Here is a 16,557-nt window from a genome sequence, read left to right as displayed (position 1 = left end):
TCCCCCCGTACCGGGGGGATCTGTGTAAAAACGGAAGCGACTATGGCCGAACTGAAAACGGCAATGAAACCACCAAGCAAACGCGGCGACCAACTTTTCAGTGCCCTGGTAAAACTGGCGGCGCTGATTACGCTATTGTTGCTTGGCGGAATTATTATTTCACTGATTATTGCGTCATGGCCGAGCATTGAAAAATTCGGCTTAGGTTTCTTATGGAATAAAGAGTGGAACCCGCCGGCGGAAGAGTACGGGGCACTGGTTCCGATTTACGGCACCATCGTGACCTCGGTGATCGCCCTGCTGATTGCGGTCCCGGTGAGTTTCGGGATTGCGCTGTTCCTGACCGAACTGGCACCGAACTGGCTGCGCCGTCCGCTGGGTATCGCGATCGAGCTGTTAGCCGCTATTCCGAGTATCGTTTACGGCATGTGGGGACTGTTTGTCTTTGCCCCGCTGTTTGCCACCTATTTCCAGCAGCCGGTCGGCGAGGTGATGTCGAGCATCCCGATTGTCGGCGAGCTGTTCTCCGGCCCGGCCTTCGGGATCGGGATTCTGGCGGCGGGTGTTATCCTCGCCATTATGATTATTCCGTATATTGCCTCGGTGATGCGTGATGTATTTGAGCAGACGCCGGTGATGATGAAAGAATCCGCTTACGGCATCGGCTGTACCACCTGGGAGGTGATCTGGCGGATTGTGCTGCCGTACACCAAGAACGGGGTGATCGGCGGCGTGATGCTGGGTCTGGGCCGCGCCCTGGGGGAGACCATGGCGGTGACCTTTATCATCGGTAACACCTATCAGCTGGACAGCTTCTCGCTGTATATGCCGGGCAACAGTATCACCTCGGCACTGGCGAATGAGTTCGCGGAAGCGGAATCCGGGCTGCACACTGCGGCACTGATGGAGCTGGGGCTGATTCTGTTTGTCATCACCTTTATCGTCCTTGCTATCTCCAAATTTATGGTGATGCGTCTGAATAAGAAAGAGGGGCGCTGAGATGGCTGAAATGAATATTCAACAACCGAAAGTGGATATCAGCGCACGGCAGAAACGCCAGTTCTGGCGTCGTCAGAAAAACCGCGTTGCCCTTTTTTTATCCATGTCCACCATGGCATTCGGGCTGTTCTGGTTAATCTGGATCCTGTTTTCGACCGTCACCAAAGGGATGGACGGCATGTCACTGGCGCTGTTCACCGAAATGACACCGCCGCCGAATACCGAAGGCGGGGGTCTGGCGAACGCCATTGTCGGTTCCGGCCTGCTGATCTTATGGGCGACCGTTATCGGGACACCGCTCGGTATTCTTGCCGGAATTTATCTGGCGGAATATGGCCGTAAATCCTGGCTGGCGGAAGTTACCCGGTTTATTAATGACATTTTGTTATCCGCACCGTCGATTGTGGTCGGGCTGTTTGTTTACACCATCGTGGTGATGCAGATGCAGCACTTCTCCGGCTGGGCGGGGGTGATTGCCCTGGCACTGTTACAGATCCCGATTGTTATCCGTACCACGGAAAACATGCTGCGTCTGGTGCCGGACAGCCTGCGCGAAGCAGCGTATGCCCTCGGCACACCAAAATGGAAAATGATCTCAGCGATTACCCTGAAAGCCTCGGTCTCCGGGATTATCACCGGGGTGCTGCTGGCGATTGCCCGTATTGCCGGGGAAACGGCGCCGCTGCTCTTTACCTCCCTCTCCAACCAGTTCTGGAGTACGGATCTGATGCAGCCGATTGCCAATCTGCCGGTCACCATCTTCAAATTTGCCATGAGTCCGTTTGCGGAGTGGCAGAGTCTGGCCTGGGCGGGTGTCCTGCTGATCACACTGTGTGTGCTGTTAATTAATATCGTGGCGCGTGTGCTGTTTGCGAAGAAAAAGCACTGATTAAATGACTGCGGATGAATGAGAGAGAGTCATGAGTAAAATTCAAAACGTAACCGAAAGCAAAATTCAGGTTCGTGATCTGAACTTCTATTACGGCCAGTTCCACGCGCTGAAAAACATTTCGCTGGATATCGCCAAAAATAAAGTTACGGCCTTTATCGGCCCGTCCGGTTGCGGGAAATCGACCCTGCTGCGTACCTTCAACAAAATGTACGCGCTGTATAATGAACAGCGGGCGGAAGGGGAGATCCTGCTGGATGGCACCAATATTCTGACCGATACCCAGGATATCGCGTTATTACGCGCCAAAGTCGGGATGGTATTCCAGAAGCCGACGCCGTTCCCGATGTCTATTTATGACAACATTGCCTTTGGTGTCCGTCTGTTTGAAAAACTGCCGCGCGCCGAGATGGATGAGCGGGTGCAGTGGGCGCTGACCAAAGCGGCATTGTGGAACGAAACCAAAGATAAACTGCATCAGAGCGGCTACAGCCTCTCCGGCGGTCAGCAGCAGCGTCTGTGTATTGCCCGCGGTATTGCTATCCGCCCTGAAGTTCTGCTGCTGGATGAGCCGTGCTCGGCGCTGGATCCAATCTCCACCGGGCGTATTGAAGAGCTTATCAGCGAGCTGAAATCGGAATACACCGTGGTGATCGTCACCCATAATATGCAGCAGGCGGCGCGCTGTTCTGATCATACTGCATTTATGTATCTGGGCGAACTGATTGAATTCAGTGATACTGATACCCTGTTTACCACCCCGGGCAAGAAACAAACTGAAGATTACATCACCGGTCGTTATGGCTGATGCGGAGACAATCATGGAAAATCTGAATCACAATAAACATATTTCCGGGCAGTTTAATGCTGAATTAGAGCATATCCGCACAGAAATGATGACGATGGGCGGGCTGGTGGAAGAGCAGCTCAGTAAAGCGATCACCGCTATGCATAACCAGGATGAAGACCTGGCGCGTGAGGTTATCGCCGGTGACAAGCAGGTCAACATCATGGAAGTGATGATTGATGAAGCCTGTGTCCGTATTATTGCCAAACGGCAGCCGACTGCGAGTGACCTGCGCCTGATTATGGCGATCTCCAAAACCATCGCCGAGCTGGAACGCATCGGGGATGTGGCGGACAAAATTGCCAAAACCGCGCTGGAGAAATTTTCACAACAGCATCAGCCGCTGCTGGTCAGTCTGGAATCCCTCGGCCGCCATGCCATTCAGATGCTGCATGATGTGCTGGATGCTTTTGCGCGGATGGATATTCAGGAAGCTATCCGTATCTACCGCGAAGATCAGAAAGTGGATCAGGAATATGAAGGGATTGTCCGTCAGCTGATGACCTACATGATGGAAGATCCGCGCACTATCCCGAGCGTTCTGACCGCGCTGTTCTGTGCCCGCTCTATCGAGCGTATCGGTGACCGCTGTCAGAATATCTGTGAATTTATCTTCTATTACGTGAAGGGGCAGGATTTCCGTCATGTGAAAGGGGATGATGTGGAACGTATCCTGCTCGGTGAGCATGTGATTGAAGTTTCCGCACACAGTAATAACGGCGAAAAAGGGAATGATCCGGCATAACAGGATTGCTTCTCCGGCGATATTGTCTGTTTTTGTAAAAGTACCCGTTTTGATTTGACCCTGGAGTTAACTCCGGGGTTTATACTTTCTGAAACAGACAAAACAGTGTTTCCGGAGGTGTGCGATGGGTTTATTCAGCCGGTTTTTTAACAGCGGAGGCGGATCCGGTCACGGGAACCGCAACAGCGGCCACGGCAGCAAACATGGTAATACGGGTTACAATAAGCATGGTCGTGACAATAATGGTTACCCGGAGCAGTTAAGCAATAACGCTCCGCAGACTATCACCGGATATTGTCAGAAATGCGGTACCGGTTATCCGCCGGACAGCCGCTTCTGCGGCCGGTGCGGTAATGCATTAGTGTCGTGATTTCTGTTCTGTGTGTCTGAACACCGGCGTATTGGCAGCCGGTGTTTTTTTATAGAGTGCCGGACTGGCGGATAAAAATAGTACCGAATTAATTGATTAAAATATCATTTAGTTATTTCGTTTCGTTATAAGTGATGTTTATACAGGCAAAAAAGAGCAGTTAAACAGGTCTTAGAATCATTTGTTATGGAATTATACCTTCTTAGTATTTCAGGAACTAAGCAGGAGTTGATAGCGTGAGATGGTGATTTACACAAATTGACGTTTTCCGTGACTGATTCCAGGGGTGTGTATGAAACCGACATTATTTGTTCCGGCTCTGCTTGCCGGTTTAGCATTAGTAAGTGGTACAGCACAGGCTGATAAGCTTGATGATATTCAGAAGGCCGGTGTGATCCGTATTTCGGTTTTTGACAGCAACCCACCGTTCGGATTTATCGATCCGCAGACCAAAAAACTGGCCGGTTATGACGTGGATATTGCACAGGCCGTTGCTGATGACCTCGGTGTGAAGCTGGAGCTGCGTCCGACCAACCCGGCAAACCGTATTCCGCTGCTGGTTTCCGGCAAAGTGGATTTAATCGGGGCGAACTTCACCATTACTGACGAGCGGGCGAAACAGGTGGATTTTTCCATTCCTGATTTTCAGACCGGACAAAAATTTATTGCCCGTAAAGGCGTGCTGAAAACCCCGGAAGATGTGGCAAAACTGCGCATCGGCGCGGATAAAGGCACGGTTCAGGAAGTAACGCTGCGCGAGAAATATCCGGGCACCAAAGTGATTTCTTATGATGATACCCCGCTGGCCTTCGCGGCACTGCGTAATGGTAACGTCGATGCCATCACGCAGGATGATGCCAAACTGGTCGGGTTGCTCGGTAACCTGCCGGAGTCAGTAAAAGCGGAGTTTGAACTCTCTCCGTTCAGTCTGACCCGTGAATACCAGGCGCTGGCGGCACCGAAAGGGGAAACCCGTCTGGTGGAAGCGGTGAACAAAACCCTGCTGAAACTCGAAAGTGAGGGCAAATCACAGCAGATTTATAACCAGTGGTTTGGTCCGGGCACCAAAGCTGAACAACCACGCGGTGAATTTAAGTTCGCTCCGCTGTCTGATCAGCCGAAGTAACGTGAGTGTATTTTCTGAATCAGGCCTCACTCCGGTGAGGCTTCCTGCATTTCTGCGGTAACAGACGGGATTAGCGGATGTTTGAGCAATTTATAAGTGCGCACTTACTTGCGCCGGAATATCTGGGGTGGCTGGGGCAGGGGTTTGTGATCACCCTGCTTATCTCATTCTGGACGATTCTCGCGGCGACACTGCTGGGTTTTTTGCTGGTGGCCGGGCGGGACAGTCAGCTCGCGCCGCTCCGCTGGTCAGTCAGTGCTTACACCAGTGTATTCCGTAATACGCCGCTGCTGGTGCAGTTGTTTTTCTGGTATTTCGCCTCCGGGGAAATCCTGCCGCAGGCGCTGAAAATCTGGCTGAATACGCCGCATGAAATTGAACTGGCCGGGCTGACGCTCGCATGGCCGTCATTTGAATTTATCGCCGGGTGGTTTGGGCTGACACTCTATTCCGCACCGTTTATTGCGGAAGAATTACGGGCGGGGATTGCCGGGATCGGGCGGCAGCAGAAATCAGCCGCGCTGGCGCTCGGGCTGACACCGTGGCAGTCCATGCGTTATGTGGTGCTGCCGCAGGCGGTCAGGATCGCCATGCCGCCATTGCTCGGGCAGTATATGAATGTGGTGAAAAACTCATCCCTGACTATGGCGATCGGTGTGGCTGAACTCTCTTATGCATCGCGTCAGGTGGAAAGTCAGTCCTTGCAAACCTTTGAAGCCTTCGGGGTCGCGACGATCCTCTATATCGCCATTATTGCCGTAATGGAAGCCTTCGGGCAGTGGCGGACACAACGGGCACTGGCACAGGGGCATTAAGATGGATTTTTCCGTAATTCGTGATAACTGGGAATACCTGCTGTTCGGCACTTTCCCGGACGGTCCGCTTGAGGGTGCGGCACTGACACTGGTGATCAGCCTGATTGCCGGGGCTATTTCTGTCGTGCTCGGGACTATCGGCGGAGTAATGCTGGCGATGCTGCGTGGCTGGTGGGTAAACCTGTTTGCCGCATTTCTCGGGTTTTTCCGCGCTATTCCCATCATTATGCTGATATTTTGGGTCTATTTCCTGCTGCCGATCGCCTTTGGTGTGGATGTGCCGGAAATTACCACGGTAGTCTGCGCTCTGGCACTGGTCACCTCTGCTTATATTGCCCACGGCGTGAAGGCCGGTATTCTGGCGATCGGCAAAGGGCAGTGGCAGGCAGGGATGTCCCTCGGTTTCAGCCGCTGGGAAGTGCTGTGGCATATTGTGTTGCCGCAGGCGCTGCGGATGATGATCCCATCCTTTATTAATCAGTGGATTGCGCTGATTAAAGACACCTCCCTGGCCTATATCGTCGGTGTGGGGGAGCTGTCATTCCTCGCGTCTCAGGTCAATAACCGCAGCATGGTCTACCCGACAGAGATTTTCCTGTTTGTCGCTTTTATCTATTTTGTGATGTGTTCCGGGCTGGAATTGGGGGCAAATGCCCTGATGCGCCGTTATTCATTACAGCGGCAGCCCCGTCAGTCATGGCTTGCCCGCCTGTTTGGTTACGGCAGGAAGAAAACAGTGCTGTTATCAGAAAAACCGGCATCCTGTTCATCATAAGTTTGATCAGTAACAATCCCGGTACGGTAAATGACCGGGATTTTCCAGCAATGAAACGCAAACGTTTTCTTTTTGAAAACGATGCGGTAGGATAAGCCGAAAAAAACAAATTTCTGGGACTCCTTATTCATGACTACTCCGACTTCCGGCACTGATCCTCATCAGGGCCTGCTCCAGCGCGTGTTCAAATTACAGGAACACGGTACCACTGTCCGCACAGAAATTATTGCCGGGCTGACCACCTTCCTCACCATGGTGTATATCATCTTTGTAAACCCGCAGATCCTCTCGTTCGCCGGGATGGATATCAAAGCGGTGTTTGTCACCACCTGTCTGATCGCTGCCATCGGCAGTATCGGAATGGGATTATTTGCTAACCTGCCGGTGGCGGTTGCGCCGGCAATGGGGCTGAATGCCTTTTTCGCCTTTGTGGTGGTGGGTGCGATGCACTACTCCTGGGAAGTGGCGATGGGCGCGATTTTCTGGGGCGCGGTCGGCCTGTTTATTCTGACCTTACTGCGCATCCGTTACTGGCTGATTGCTCATATCCCGCTGAGTCTGCGGGTCGGGATCACCAGCGGTATCGGGCTGTTTATCGCCATGATGGGTCTGAAAAACGCCGGTATTATTGTGCCGAATCCGGATACCCTGGTGACTATCGGTAAGTTTACCGATCACAGTGTGGTGCTGGGGGCTCTGGGCTTCTTTATTATCGCCATTCTGGCGGCGCGTAATATTCACGCGGCGGTGCTGGTGTCGATTGTGGTGACAACCTCCATCGGGCTTTTCCTCGGGGATGTCACTTACAAGGGCGTATTTGATGTGCCGCCGGGAATTACCTCGGTTGTCGGCCATGTCGATATTATGGGCGCGCTGGATTTATCCCTCGCCGGGATTATCTTCTCGTTTATGCTGGTGAACCTGTTTGACTCCTCCGGCACCCTGATCGGCGTGACTGATAAGGCCGGGCTGGCGGATGAAAAAGGCCGTTTCCCGAACATGAAAAAAGCGCTGTATGTGGACAGTATCAGCTCCGTCGCCGGTTCTGCGATGGGGACATCCTCTGTTACCGCATTTATTGAAAGTACCTCCGGGGTTTCCGTCGGCGGACGTACCGGCCTGACTGCCATTGTGGTCGGTCTGCTGTTCCTTGCAGCGATCTTTATTTCACCGCTGGCAGCCATGGTACCGGCTTATGCGACTGCCGGGGCGCTGATTTATGTCGGTGTGCTGATGACCTCCAGCCTGGTGCGGGTAAACTGGAATGATCTGACCGAATCCGTTCCGGCGTTTGTGACTGCCGTGATGATGCCGTTCAGTTTCTCTATCACCGAAGGGATTGCATTAGGGTTTATCGCTTACTGCGCAATGAAGATGGGTACCGGCCGCTGGCGTGAGCTGAACCTGTGCGTGGTGGTGGTATCACTGCTGTTTATTCTTAAAATGGTATTTGTGGACGCCTGATTCAGATCCGTCAGAACAGACCCCCGGCAGCCGGATAACCGCTGCCGGGGGTTTTTTATATCCGGCTCAGGGGCGGCAGGGGAACGGGATCACCCGGTGCGCCATCCGCTGTGTAAACTGCTGATTATGTGAGGCCACAATCATCGGCAGATCCAGCTGTGTAAGAATGTCTTCCAGACGCTGAATATTTTTCTCATTCAGACCGTTGGTCGGCTCATCCAGCAGCAGAACAGACGGCGACATTGCCAGCACACCGGCCAGTGCGGTAAAGTTCTTCTCACCGCCGGAAATCTCAGTCACAGCGCGGTCTTTCAGGCGGACAATATCCAGCATTTCCAGGCACTGTAAAGCGCGTTCCCGCGCCGCATCCTGTGTCATCCCCATATTCAGCGGACCAAACATCACATCATCCAGCACGCCCGGGCCAAACAGCTGATCATCCGGATGCTGAAACAGCAATCCCAGCGGGCCGCGCACCTCGGTGAAATCATCTTCGGAATAACGGGATTTACCGAAAACTGAAATCTCCCCGGTAAACGGGATAAAACCTAACAATGTGTGCAGCAGGGTCGATTTCCCGCTGCCGATATCACCGCACAGAAAAAGCCGTTCTCCGGCGTTCAGTTCAAAGCTCAGATCCTGAATTATCGGCGCATTGTTGCGGCTGACAACCAGATTGCTGACCTGAATCAGGGGATTTGGGGACGTCATTAACAGACCTTTTTGTATTAACAGAAGACGGGCGCGCGTAAAAACCCCGGGCTTTCAGCGCCATTTCAGTGGTTTCCGCTTTGTGCATGGCTTTGATCAGCAGCAGGGCGACTAATTGGGACAACATGGTAAATGTCCGTTTATTCATCCCTTTGCGGAATCCCCGTGCTTTCATGGCCGTTTCAAGCTGTTGTTTGGTTTCACTGAAAATCGCAATATAGCGGATAGTCAGAATAAACAGCTTTATCAGCTTGTCGGGCAGAGGGTAACGCTTCACGGCACACGCCAGATCGATATCTGTCATGTTTGTCAGCATCGCAGAGACAAACAGCAGAATCGCATTCATTTTCAGCGTGATTTGCAGGGCGAGAAACACGCCTGCCGGTGACTGCACGATCCCCTGGCTTTCGATTTTCCACGGCAGTGTCAGCCAGACAAACAGGATAAAAATATTCAGTTTCAACACCGTCAGCAGCGAACAGCCCAACTGACGGCGGCGGCAGACAACAAACAGCAGAAAAGCACCCGACAGACCGGCGATAAGCCAGTCGGTCTGCCGGATACCGCTGAGCAGAAAAGCCCAGATAACCGCAAGAAGCAGGCGCCGGTGAGGAGGCAGCCATTTATCCATAGGTATGCCCGGGCTGATTGACCATCAGGGAAGCCGGACGCATTTTTGCCAGTGCCAGCAGAATCCCCACACTGATCAGGGAGTCGGTGACAAAAATCGGCAGGTGTCCGATAAACAGCAGCCAGACCAGATCGATATAAGATTTACCGCTGTCCAGCACCAGTGCCAGCGAGGTCAGACACACCGTACCCAGGGTACCAATAACTCCGGCCATCACACCGAGATACACCAGACGCCCCTGACTCAGCCCCGGACGCAGGGAGTTCCGGAACAGGTAATAGACCAGCAGCGCCGGAATGGAAATATTACACAGGTTAACCCCGAGAACCGCGAAGCCGCCGAAGGAGAAAAACAGCACCTGCAGCGCGAGGGCAATCAGGAATGCCGGGAAAACCGCCCAGCCGAGGAACAATCCGGCAAGCCCGTTTAAGATCAGATGCACACTGCTGACCCCGATCGGTACATGGATGGTACCGGCAACAAAGAATGCCGCCCCGAACAGGGCTGCCAGTGACAGACGCGAGGTATCCAGCTGGCGGATGCCAATGGCAACCCCGGCCGCAGCCACCACACCGGCACCGGCCAGAACAGGAAGATGTAATACGCCTTCAGATAAATGCATGGTCTTCCTCCTGTTATGCGGCGTTTTTAGCGGCCTGCTTTGTTAATTCACGGGCACGGAAGAATGCAATCACGCCGAAAATACCCACGATATAGCCCACACCACCGAGAATATTCTGCAGATAGATTTTATTCTTCAGCTGGTCAATATCCTGGCGGATCTGAATATAACCGGAAGAGGAATCACTGCTGCCGGTATTGGCTGTGGCGGAAATAACCGGCACTTCCGTTTCCACTTTGTGCCCTTCATCACCTTCAACATAGAGAATATAATCACCGGTCGCCGGGACTTCGATTTTGAAATACCCTTTTTCATCAGTTTTTCCGGATATTTCATCATTTTCATGGCCTTTCAGATACGTACCGACATAAGTATCTTTTGCCGGAGACATATCAGAATAATAAGACTGCCCGCTGATCACATTCCCTTCCAGTTGTGCAACCACATGCATGGAGTGAGCTTGTGCTGTTGTTGCCAACAGCACCCCGTTAATCAGTAAAATGGCAAATAAATAAACAGATTTCATAACGTTTAATTACTCAGCGTCAAAAGATAAAACATATTCCAGCTGCTGGAACCCGTACTCTTTATTGTCCGGTGTATCCAGTTTGTATTCGGCGTAAACTTTATTGGCGCCTTTTTCAGCTTTGAATTTTGCCAGGCCGTCTTTGTTGGTTAACACACCCGGATCTTCTTCGCTCTTGGCGATTTTCATGCCTTCCAGCGGCTGACCATCTTTCAGGGCTTTGATCTCAAACTCCTGACCGGCCACCGGTTTGGTCATCGGGACCAGTTCATAAGGGGTGTTAAAGACTTTTGTGGCGTTGTCATCCCACTTAACGATATTTTTGCTGAATTTAATCGGGTTCTTGCTGAACTCAGCATCCGGCACTTCAATTTTATTTTTCTCAACGGTACGGCCATTCTTTAATTTACTCCAGACGCCGTTGTCGTAACCTAATAATATAATTGACGCATTCTCAGGCATAACAAAGTAAGCTTCACCATCTTTAAAGGTGGTGCTGACAGTTTCCACTTTACCGTCATGCATTACAGCCTGAACCGGTTTTAATTTATTTTCCGGATATTTTTCTGTCGGATTATGACCAAAACGGACAACATAATCTGAGCCGTCAGTTTGTTCAATCCAAACATTGTGTGCATTTGCCTGAAAACTACCAAATAACAGGGTGGCTGAAATTAACGTCATTTTCTTCAGAGACATAAAAATACCTTTCAATTAAGTTGCGGGATTATTTATGGCCGAGTATAGAGGAGTAAAAATAAAAATAAGACCTTAAATTCAGAAGAATAATTAATATCAGGAGCTGCTCACAGTAAATTGTTAAATATTTATTTACCGAAAACGTTTTTTTTAATGGCCTTGGGCTGGTTGTTAATCTATTGCGTGAGGGTTATTTTTTGTCTCTGAAATGTTATGAGTGTAATGAATATTCGTTGAATGAATATTTACAGGATTTAAATGTCACTTTATGACGTATTTTTCATCGTTTGCCAGCGGCCTCAGTGGATCATTCTGATGAATAAAGAAAACCGGGAAGTCAGCCGGAGATCATAAAGAAATAATTGATATAAACTCATAAAGTAAAAAAGTTCTTGATCAGGGATCAAGAACTTTCCGGGGAAACACGTAACAACTTATCCGCGCCGGATCAACAAAACACCGCTTTCCATGTGTGGCGTGTACGGAAACTGATCAAACAGCGCCAGCCGCACGACATCATGTGTCTGATTCAGTGTTTCCAGATTTTCACATAATGTTTCCGGATTACAGGAAATATACAGAATCCGCTCGTAGCCCTGAACCAGTTTGACGGTTTCTGCATCCAGCCCGCTGCGCGGCGGATCGACAAATATGGTATTGCATTCATAAGAGGACAGATCAATCCCCGCCAGGCGGTTAAATTCACGTGCGCCCTGCATTGCCTGTGTGAAATCTTCCGCGGACATACGGATAATCTGCACATTATCGATATGGTTAGCATCAATATTATATTGCGCGGCAGCCACTGACGGTTTGGCGATTTCGGTTGCCAGAACACGGCGGAAATTACGCGCCAGTGCCAGTGAGAAATTGCCGTTGCCGCAATACAGCTCCAGCAAATCGCCCTGTGATCCTTGTGTCGCGGCAAGTGCCCACTCCAGCATATGAATATTGACCGCCGCATTCGGCTGCGTGAAGCTGTTTTCCACCTGGCGGTAGATCATCTCTTTACCTGCGACCGGCAAAACTTCATCAACATAATCATTATCCAGCATGATTTTTGTTTTAGAGGCGCGGCCAATCAGCTGTAAATCAAAACCCTGTGACTGTAATTGTGCCCGTAATGTCCTGGCGGCTTCTGTCCAGTTATCATCGAGTTTTTTATGATAGAGCAGGGAGACAATAATTTTGTTGCTGCGTGTCGACAGATAATCAATCTGAAAAAGTTTGTGACGCAGAAGATGAGTCTGTTTCAGCAACGGCAAAATGGCCTGCATCATGTCATTAATCAGCTGACTCGCGGCCGGGAAGGTATCAATCCGGATACGCTGTTTGGTCTGCTGATCAAACATGATATGCCAGAGGTCATCCCCTTCATGCCAGATACGGAATTCGGCCCGCATCCGGTAGTGTGAAACAGGTGACGCAAATACGTGAGCATCCGGCGGCTGAAAAGGCTGCATCATTATTTGCAGGCTTCTTACCTTTTCTGCAAGTTGTTCTTCATAATTTTCAATAGGTAACGTGTTATGCATGGCGCGTCGATCCGTTTTGCTGATCACAAAAAATGTTCGTGTCCTGGTGATTAAAGTGTTCCGCCCGACAATTCAGACATCTTATTCTGGACAGGTTTTAAAACCGGATCGTAGCATGATAATTCGGTTTCTTCATAAGAATGAAAAGGGAATCCGGTGAAATTCCGGAACTGGCGCGCAGCGGTAATGGTAAAAGCAACACGATGACACTGTTATAAATGACGGGAAGTCGTTGCGGGGAATAATGTAGTACCCTCCTGAGTCCGAAGACCTGCCGAAGATTTGTCGTCCGTCCTGCTGACGCTACAAAGCAGACGGGTGGCATCCTCTTTATATATATGTGGGTGCTCAGGAAAAAATGAAAATGACCTCGCCTTATGCGCTGTCCGCTGTCGGACTGGCCGTGTTTTCCGCGTTATCGTTTAGCGCTTCTGCTAATACTAATGATGATCAGATAATTGTTTCTGCTAACCGCTTCCAGCAGCCGGTTTCGTCCGTGCTGGCGCCGGTAACCGTTGTGACCCGTGAAGAGATAGATAAGTGGCAGTCGAATTCTGTCGTCGATATTCTGCGCCGGTTACCGGGGGTGGATGTGACTCAGAGTGGCGGATTGGGGCAGGCGAGTACTGTTCGCGTCCGTGGTACGGAGGCAAAGCATTTGCTTGTCCTGATTGATGGTGTCCGGTTGAATAACGCTGGTATTACAGGTGAGCCGGATTTAAATCAGTTCCCGGTGGCGCTGGTTCAGCGGGTGGAATTTATCCGTGGTCCGCGTTCTGCCGTTTATGGCTCTGATGCTATCGGTGGTGTGCTGAATATAATTACTATCCGCGATGATATCGGCTCAAATATCACAGCGGGTATTGGTTCACACGGCTATCAGAATTATACCGGAACCACTCAGCAGCAGATTGGTGAAAATACGCGAATCACTGCTGCGGGTGCATATACCTACTCCAAAGGTTTTGAAATCCGTAATGACTATGATGGCTATTCCACACCTAGTGGTCGTGATTATGGTTTCATGAATAAAACCTATTGGCTGGACGTCAATCATAAGCTGAATGAGCAGCTTTCAGTATATGGCAGAGCTTATGGATATGATAATCGCAGCAAATATTTTGCATTGAAATCAGCAGAGTGGTCACAACCGGAAGATCCTGCGAATGACCGCCGCGAGCTTGAAAATCGCACGTATGATGCAGGTGTAACTTTTAATCAGGATGATTACTCCTCCCAATTGCTCATGAGCTACAGTAGGGTCAAAGATTACAACTATGATAACCGTTACGGGCGTTATGAAAAAAGTGCAACATTAGACAACTCAAAACAATACTCAGTCCAGTGGGGTAACAATTACCGTGTGGGTTATGGCAGTATCAACGCTGGAGTTGATTATCAAAAACAAGAAACAGAACCGGGTACGGCGCTTACCGCAGAAAGTAAATCAGTCTCTGATACTGGGTTATATCTGACAGCACAACAGCAGATTGATGATGTTATTTTGGAAGGGGCAGTACGCTCTGACCATCATTCTCAATTCGGATGGCATACAACCTGGCAGACAAGTGCAGGCTGGGAATTTATTGATGGATATCGTGTTATTGGTTCTTATGCAACAGGTTTCAAAGCTCCGACATTAGGTCAGCTTTATGCGGATACAGTATTTGATGGCGGAGGAGTATTGAAAGGAAATTCAAAGCTGAAGCCTGAAGAAAGTGAACAGTGGGAACTCGGTCTGGAAGGCGATACCGGACCATTATCATGGAAATTGTCCGGTTATCGTAATGAGATAAAGAATCTCATCGAATATGATATCGGTATGGTCAGTACATACAGTAACCGCAGCAAGGCTGAGTTCAAAGGTTTGGAATGGGTCGGTGAGATGGATACCGGTATTTTTCACCATCAGCTGACTTATCAGTATCTGGATGCAAGAAATAAAGATACTAATGAACGATTAGATCGCAGGGCAAGACAGCAGGTAAAATACCAGTTGGACTGGGTGATTGCAGATGTTGATATGGGCGTGACATATCAGTATATCAGTCAGCGGACAGATAAGTTTTATAACGACAAAACCTATAAAACTGAAAGTGTATCGTTGGGTGGAACAAGTATTTTTGATATCACAGCTGCATATCCGATCACTGACCATCTGACAATTCGTGGTAAAGTAGCTAACCTGTTTGATAAAGACTACGAGACTGCGTATGGCTATCGAACCGCTGGCCGCGAATACTTCCTCACAGGAAGCTACAACTTCTGATCCGAAAACCCGCCCGACAGTGCTGCTGTTTGACTCCGGCATGGGCGGTTTATCTGTTTATCAGGAAGTAAGACAATTACTTCCTGATCTCCACTATATATATGCATTCGATAATGAGGCGTTTCCTTACGGTGAAAAAACCGAAGCCTTTATTGTCGAACGTGTGACTAAAATTGTCCGTCAGATTGCTCAGCAGTATCCGCTGGCAGTGATTGTGATTGCCTGTAATACCGCAAGCACCATTACATTGCCTGCGCTGCGTGCAATGTCTGATATCCCGGTGGTTGGCGTGGTTCCGGCGATCAAACCGGCGGCAAAACTGACGCGCAACGGCCTGGTCGGGCTGCTGGCAACACGGGCGACGGTAAAACGGGCATACACCAGGGAGCTGATTGACCGGTTTGCTTCTGAGTGTCAGGTATCACTACTGGGATCGGCGGAGCTGGTCGAACTTGCGGAGCGCAAGCTGTACGGTGAGGCGATTCCGGCGGGTGCCCTGGAAACTATCCTTGCACCATGGCGGAATATGAAAGAGCCGCCTGACACAGTCGTTCTGGGATGCACACACTTCCCCCTGATTGCCGAAGAACTGAAATCGGCATTACCGGACGGCACCCGGCTGGTGGATTCCGGTGCGGCGATTGCCCGCCGCGTGCAGTGGTTAATCAATAACAGCGAGAAACCTCATCACTTAACCGCTGAAAAAAACGTGGCGTATTGCATGCGGGATGATGAAACGACACAGAAATTACAGCCTGTTTTGCAGCAATTGGGACTCGAATCGCTGAAAAAACTGACGATTACAGGATGATTTGCTGCATTAATCAGCAGTCAGCACATTTTTATAAATTACCCCTTGCGGTCAGATGAAAACTCCCTATAATGCGCATCCGTTGTCACAGCACAGGACGCGAAGTCCGCTGAGATAACAAGGTGAAAAGTCTGAAAATAAATACTTGACACCAAATGAGGAAAGCGTAATATACGCAGCCTCGCAACAACGCAGAAGACCGGCAACGGCAGCGAATGTTGCAACTGCTCTTTAACAATTTATCAGACAATCTGTGTGGGCACTCGCAGGACATATCACAAAAAATATATTTTTGAGAAGTCTTGAAGAGTGACCAATACAGCAGCTTAGAAATAAGCAGCAGTAAACAGTTTAATTCTTTGAGCATCAAACACTTTTAATTGAAGAGTTTGATCATGGCTCAGATTGAACGCTGGCGGCAGGCCTAACACATGCAAGTCGGGCGGTAACAGGGAGAAGCTTGCTTCTCCGCTGACGAGCGGCGGACGGGTGAGTAATGTATGGGGATCTGCCTGATGGAGGGGGATAACTACTGGAAACGGTAGCTAATACCGCATAATGTCTGCGGACCAAAGCGGGGGACCTCCGGGCCTCGCGCCATCAGATGAACCCATATGGGATTAGCTTGTAGGTGAGGTAACGGCTCACCTAGGCGACGATCCCTAGCTGGTCTGAGAGGATGATCAGCCACACTGGGACTGAGACACGGCCCAGACTCCTACG

At 50.2% G+C, this 16,557-nt stretch carries 17 protein-coding genes, 1 rRNA gene and 1 riboswitch; of the genes, 12 read left to right on the top strand and 6 right to left on the bottom strand.

Translation table 11 applies throughout. From position 1 onward, the window contains the following. Window positions 1–42 precede the first annotated feature (42 nt). The 9 genes from pstC (at window position 43) to AB7038_RS14885 (ending at window position 8,030) form a co-directional block, all read left to right on the top strand. The gene (gene pstC / locus AB7038_RS14925) at window positions 43–999 is read left to right on the top strand and encodes a phosphate ABC transporter permease PstC (protein WP_025151545.1); all 957 of its coding nucleotides are present in this window, start codon (window positions 43–45) and stop codon (window positions 997–999) included. A gap of 1 nt (window position 1,000) precedes the next feature. Beyond that, complete coding sequence (gene pstA, locus AB7038_RS14920; RefSeq protein ID WP_004237977.1) at window positions 1,001–1,888, top strand: phosphate ABC transporter permease PstA; 888 nt, start codon at window positions 1,001–1,003, stop codon at window positions 1,886–1,888. Between the two features lie 31 nt (window positions 1,889–1,919). Then, the gene (gene pstB / locus AB7038_RS14915) at window positions 1,920–2,696 is read left to right on the top strand and encodes a phosphate ABC transporter ATP-binding protein PstB (protein WP_004237979.1); all 777 of its coding nucleotides are present in this window, start codon (window positions 1,920–1,922) and stop codon (window positions 2,694–2,696) included. 13 nt (window positions 2,697–2,709) lie between these two features. After that, entirely contained in the window at window positions 2,710–3,480 is a 771-nt protein-coding gene (gene phoU, locus AB7038_RS14910; protein ID WP_004904690.1) for a phosphate signaling complex protein PhoU, read from the top strand. 124 nt (window positions 3,481–3,604) lie between these two features. Then, window positions 3,605–3,850 carry a zinc-ribbon domain-containing protein gene (locus AB7038_RS14905; RefSeq protein WP_368890228.1) on the top strand — a complete coding sequence of 82 codons (246 nt, stop codon included), beginning with the start codon at window positions 3,605–3,607 and terminating at the stop codon, window positions 3,848–3,850. 292 nt (window positions 3,851–4,142) lie between these two features. Continuing rightward, entirely contained in the window at window positions 4,143–4,976 is an 834-nt protein-coding gene (locus AB7038_RS14900; protein WP_368890229.1) for an ABC transporter substrate-binding protein, read from the top strand. 77 nt (window positions 4,977–5,053) lie between these two features. Continuing rightward, complete coding sequence (locus AB7038_RS14895) at window positions 5,054–5,791, top strand: amino acid ABC transporter permease (protein ID WP_072872422.1); 738 nt, start codon at window positions 5,054–5,056, stop codon at window positions 5,789–5,791. A gap of 1 nt (window position 5,792) precedes the next feature. Beyond that, window positions 5,793–6,566 (top strand): amino acid ABC transporter permease, encoded by a 774-nt coding sequence (locus AB7038_RS14890; protein WP_349419300.1) that lies wholly within the window; start codon window positions 5,793–5,795, stop codon window positions 6,564–6,566. Window positions 6,567–6,695: 129 nt separating this feature from the next. Beyond that, window positions 6,696–8,030: an NCS2 family permease gene (locus tag AB7038_RS14885; protein WP_368890230.1), complete on the top strand. Its 1,335-nt coding sequence runs from the start codon at window positions 6,696–6,698 to the stop codon at window positions 8,028–8,030. 66 nt (window positions 8,031–8,096) lie between these two features. Here AB7038_RS14885 and AB7038_RS14880 read toward each other — a convergent pair whose 3' ends face one another. From AB7038_RS14880 to trmA, 6 genes are all read right to left on the bottom strand, one after another. Further along, the gene (locus AB7038_RS14880) at window positions 8,097–8,741 is read right to left on the bottom strand and encodes an energy-coupling factor ABC transporter ATP-binding protein (RefSeq protein WP_368890231.1); all 645 of its coding nucleotides are present in this window, start codon (window positions 8,739–8,741) and stop codon (window positions 8,097–8,099) included. Beyond that, window positions 8,656–9,372 (bottom strand): energy-coupling factor transporter transmembrane protein EcfT, encoded by a 717-nt coding sequence (locus AB7038_RS14875; RefSeq protein WP_368890232.1) that lies wholly within the window; start codon window positions 9,370–9,372, stop codon window positions 8,656–8,658. Before AB7038_RS14875 ends, AB7038_RS14880 begins: the two co-directional genes overlap by 86 nt. Further along, the gene (cbiM, locus tag AB7038_RS14870; RefSeq protein WP_274369890.1) at window positions 9,365–9,994 is read right to left on the bottom strand and encodes a cobalt transporter CbiM; all 630 of its coding nucleotides are present in this window, start codon (window positions 9,992–9,994) and stop codon (window positions 9,365–9,367) included. Before cbiM ends, AB7038_RS14875 begins: the two co-directional genes overlap by 8 nt. A 13-nt stretch (window positions 9,995–10,007) precedes the next feature. After that, on the bottom strand, window positions 10,008–10,478 hold the full coding sequence (locus AB7038_RS14865) for an Additional component NikL of nickel ECF transporter (RefSeq protein WP_369453609.1): 471 nt from the start codon (window positions 10,476–10,478) through the stop codon (window positions 10,008–10,010). Between the two features lie 51 nt (window positions 10,479–10,529). Beyond that, entirely contained in the window at window positions 10,530–11,219 is a 690-nt protein-coding gene (locus AB7038_RS14860) for a DUF4198 domain-containing protein (protein ID WP_368890234.1), read from the bottom strand. Between the two features lie 434 nt (window positions 11,220–11,653). Then, the gene (gene trmA / locus AB7038_RS14855) at window positions 11,654–12,754 is read right to left on the bottom strand and encodes a tRNA (uridine(54)-C5)-methyltransferase TrmA (RefSeq protein WP_369453580.1); all 1,101 of its coding nucleotides are present in this window, start codon (window positions 12,752–12,754) and stop codon (window positions 11,654–11,656) included. 107 nt (window positions 12,755–12,861) lie between these two features. Next, a riboswitch (cobalamin riboswitch) is annotated at window positions 12,862–13,047 on the top strand. 65 nt (window positions 13,048–13,112) lie between these two features. Between trmA and btuB the strand changes: the two genes are divergently transcribed. The 3 genes from btuB to AB7038_RS14840 all read left to right on the top strand — a co-directional run. Then, window positions 13,113–15,023, top strand: coding sequence for a TonB-dependent vitamin B12 receptor BtuB (gene btuB, locus AB7038_RS14850; RefSeq protein ID WP_369453579.1), 1,911 nt, complete (start codon window positions 13,113–13,115; stop codon window positions 15,021–15,023). Further along, window positions 14,968–15,834: a glutamate racemase gene (gene murI, locus AB7038_RS14845; RefSeq protein WP_368890237.1), complete on the top strand. Its 867-nt coding sequence runs from the start codon at window positions 14,968–14,970 to the stop codon at window positions 15,832–15,834. The genes btuB and murI overlap by 56 nt, the downstream gene beginning before the upstream one ends. Before the next feature lie 377 nt (window positions 15,835–16,211). Then, a 16S ribosomal RNA gene (locus AB7038_RS14840) occupies window positions 16,212–16,557 on the top strand; the annotation flags it as partial.

It is taken from the genome of Morganella morganii (genome assembly GCF_041099235.1).
In the GTDB taxonomy this organism is placed as follows: Bacteria; Pseudomonadota; Gammaproteobacteria; order Enterobacterales; family Enterobacteriaceae; genus Morganella; species Morganella morganii_E.
Note: the sequence above shows the minus strand (reverse complement) of the source record. Positions and strands in the feature narration are given on the sequence as shown.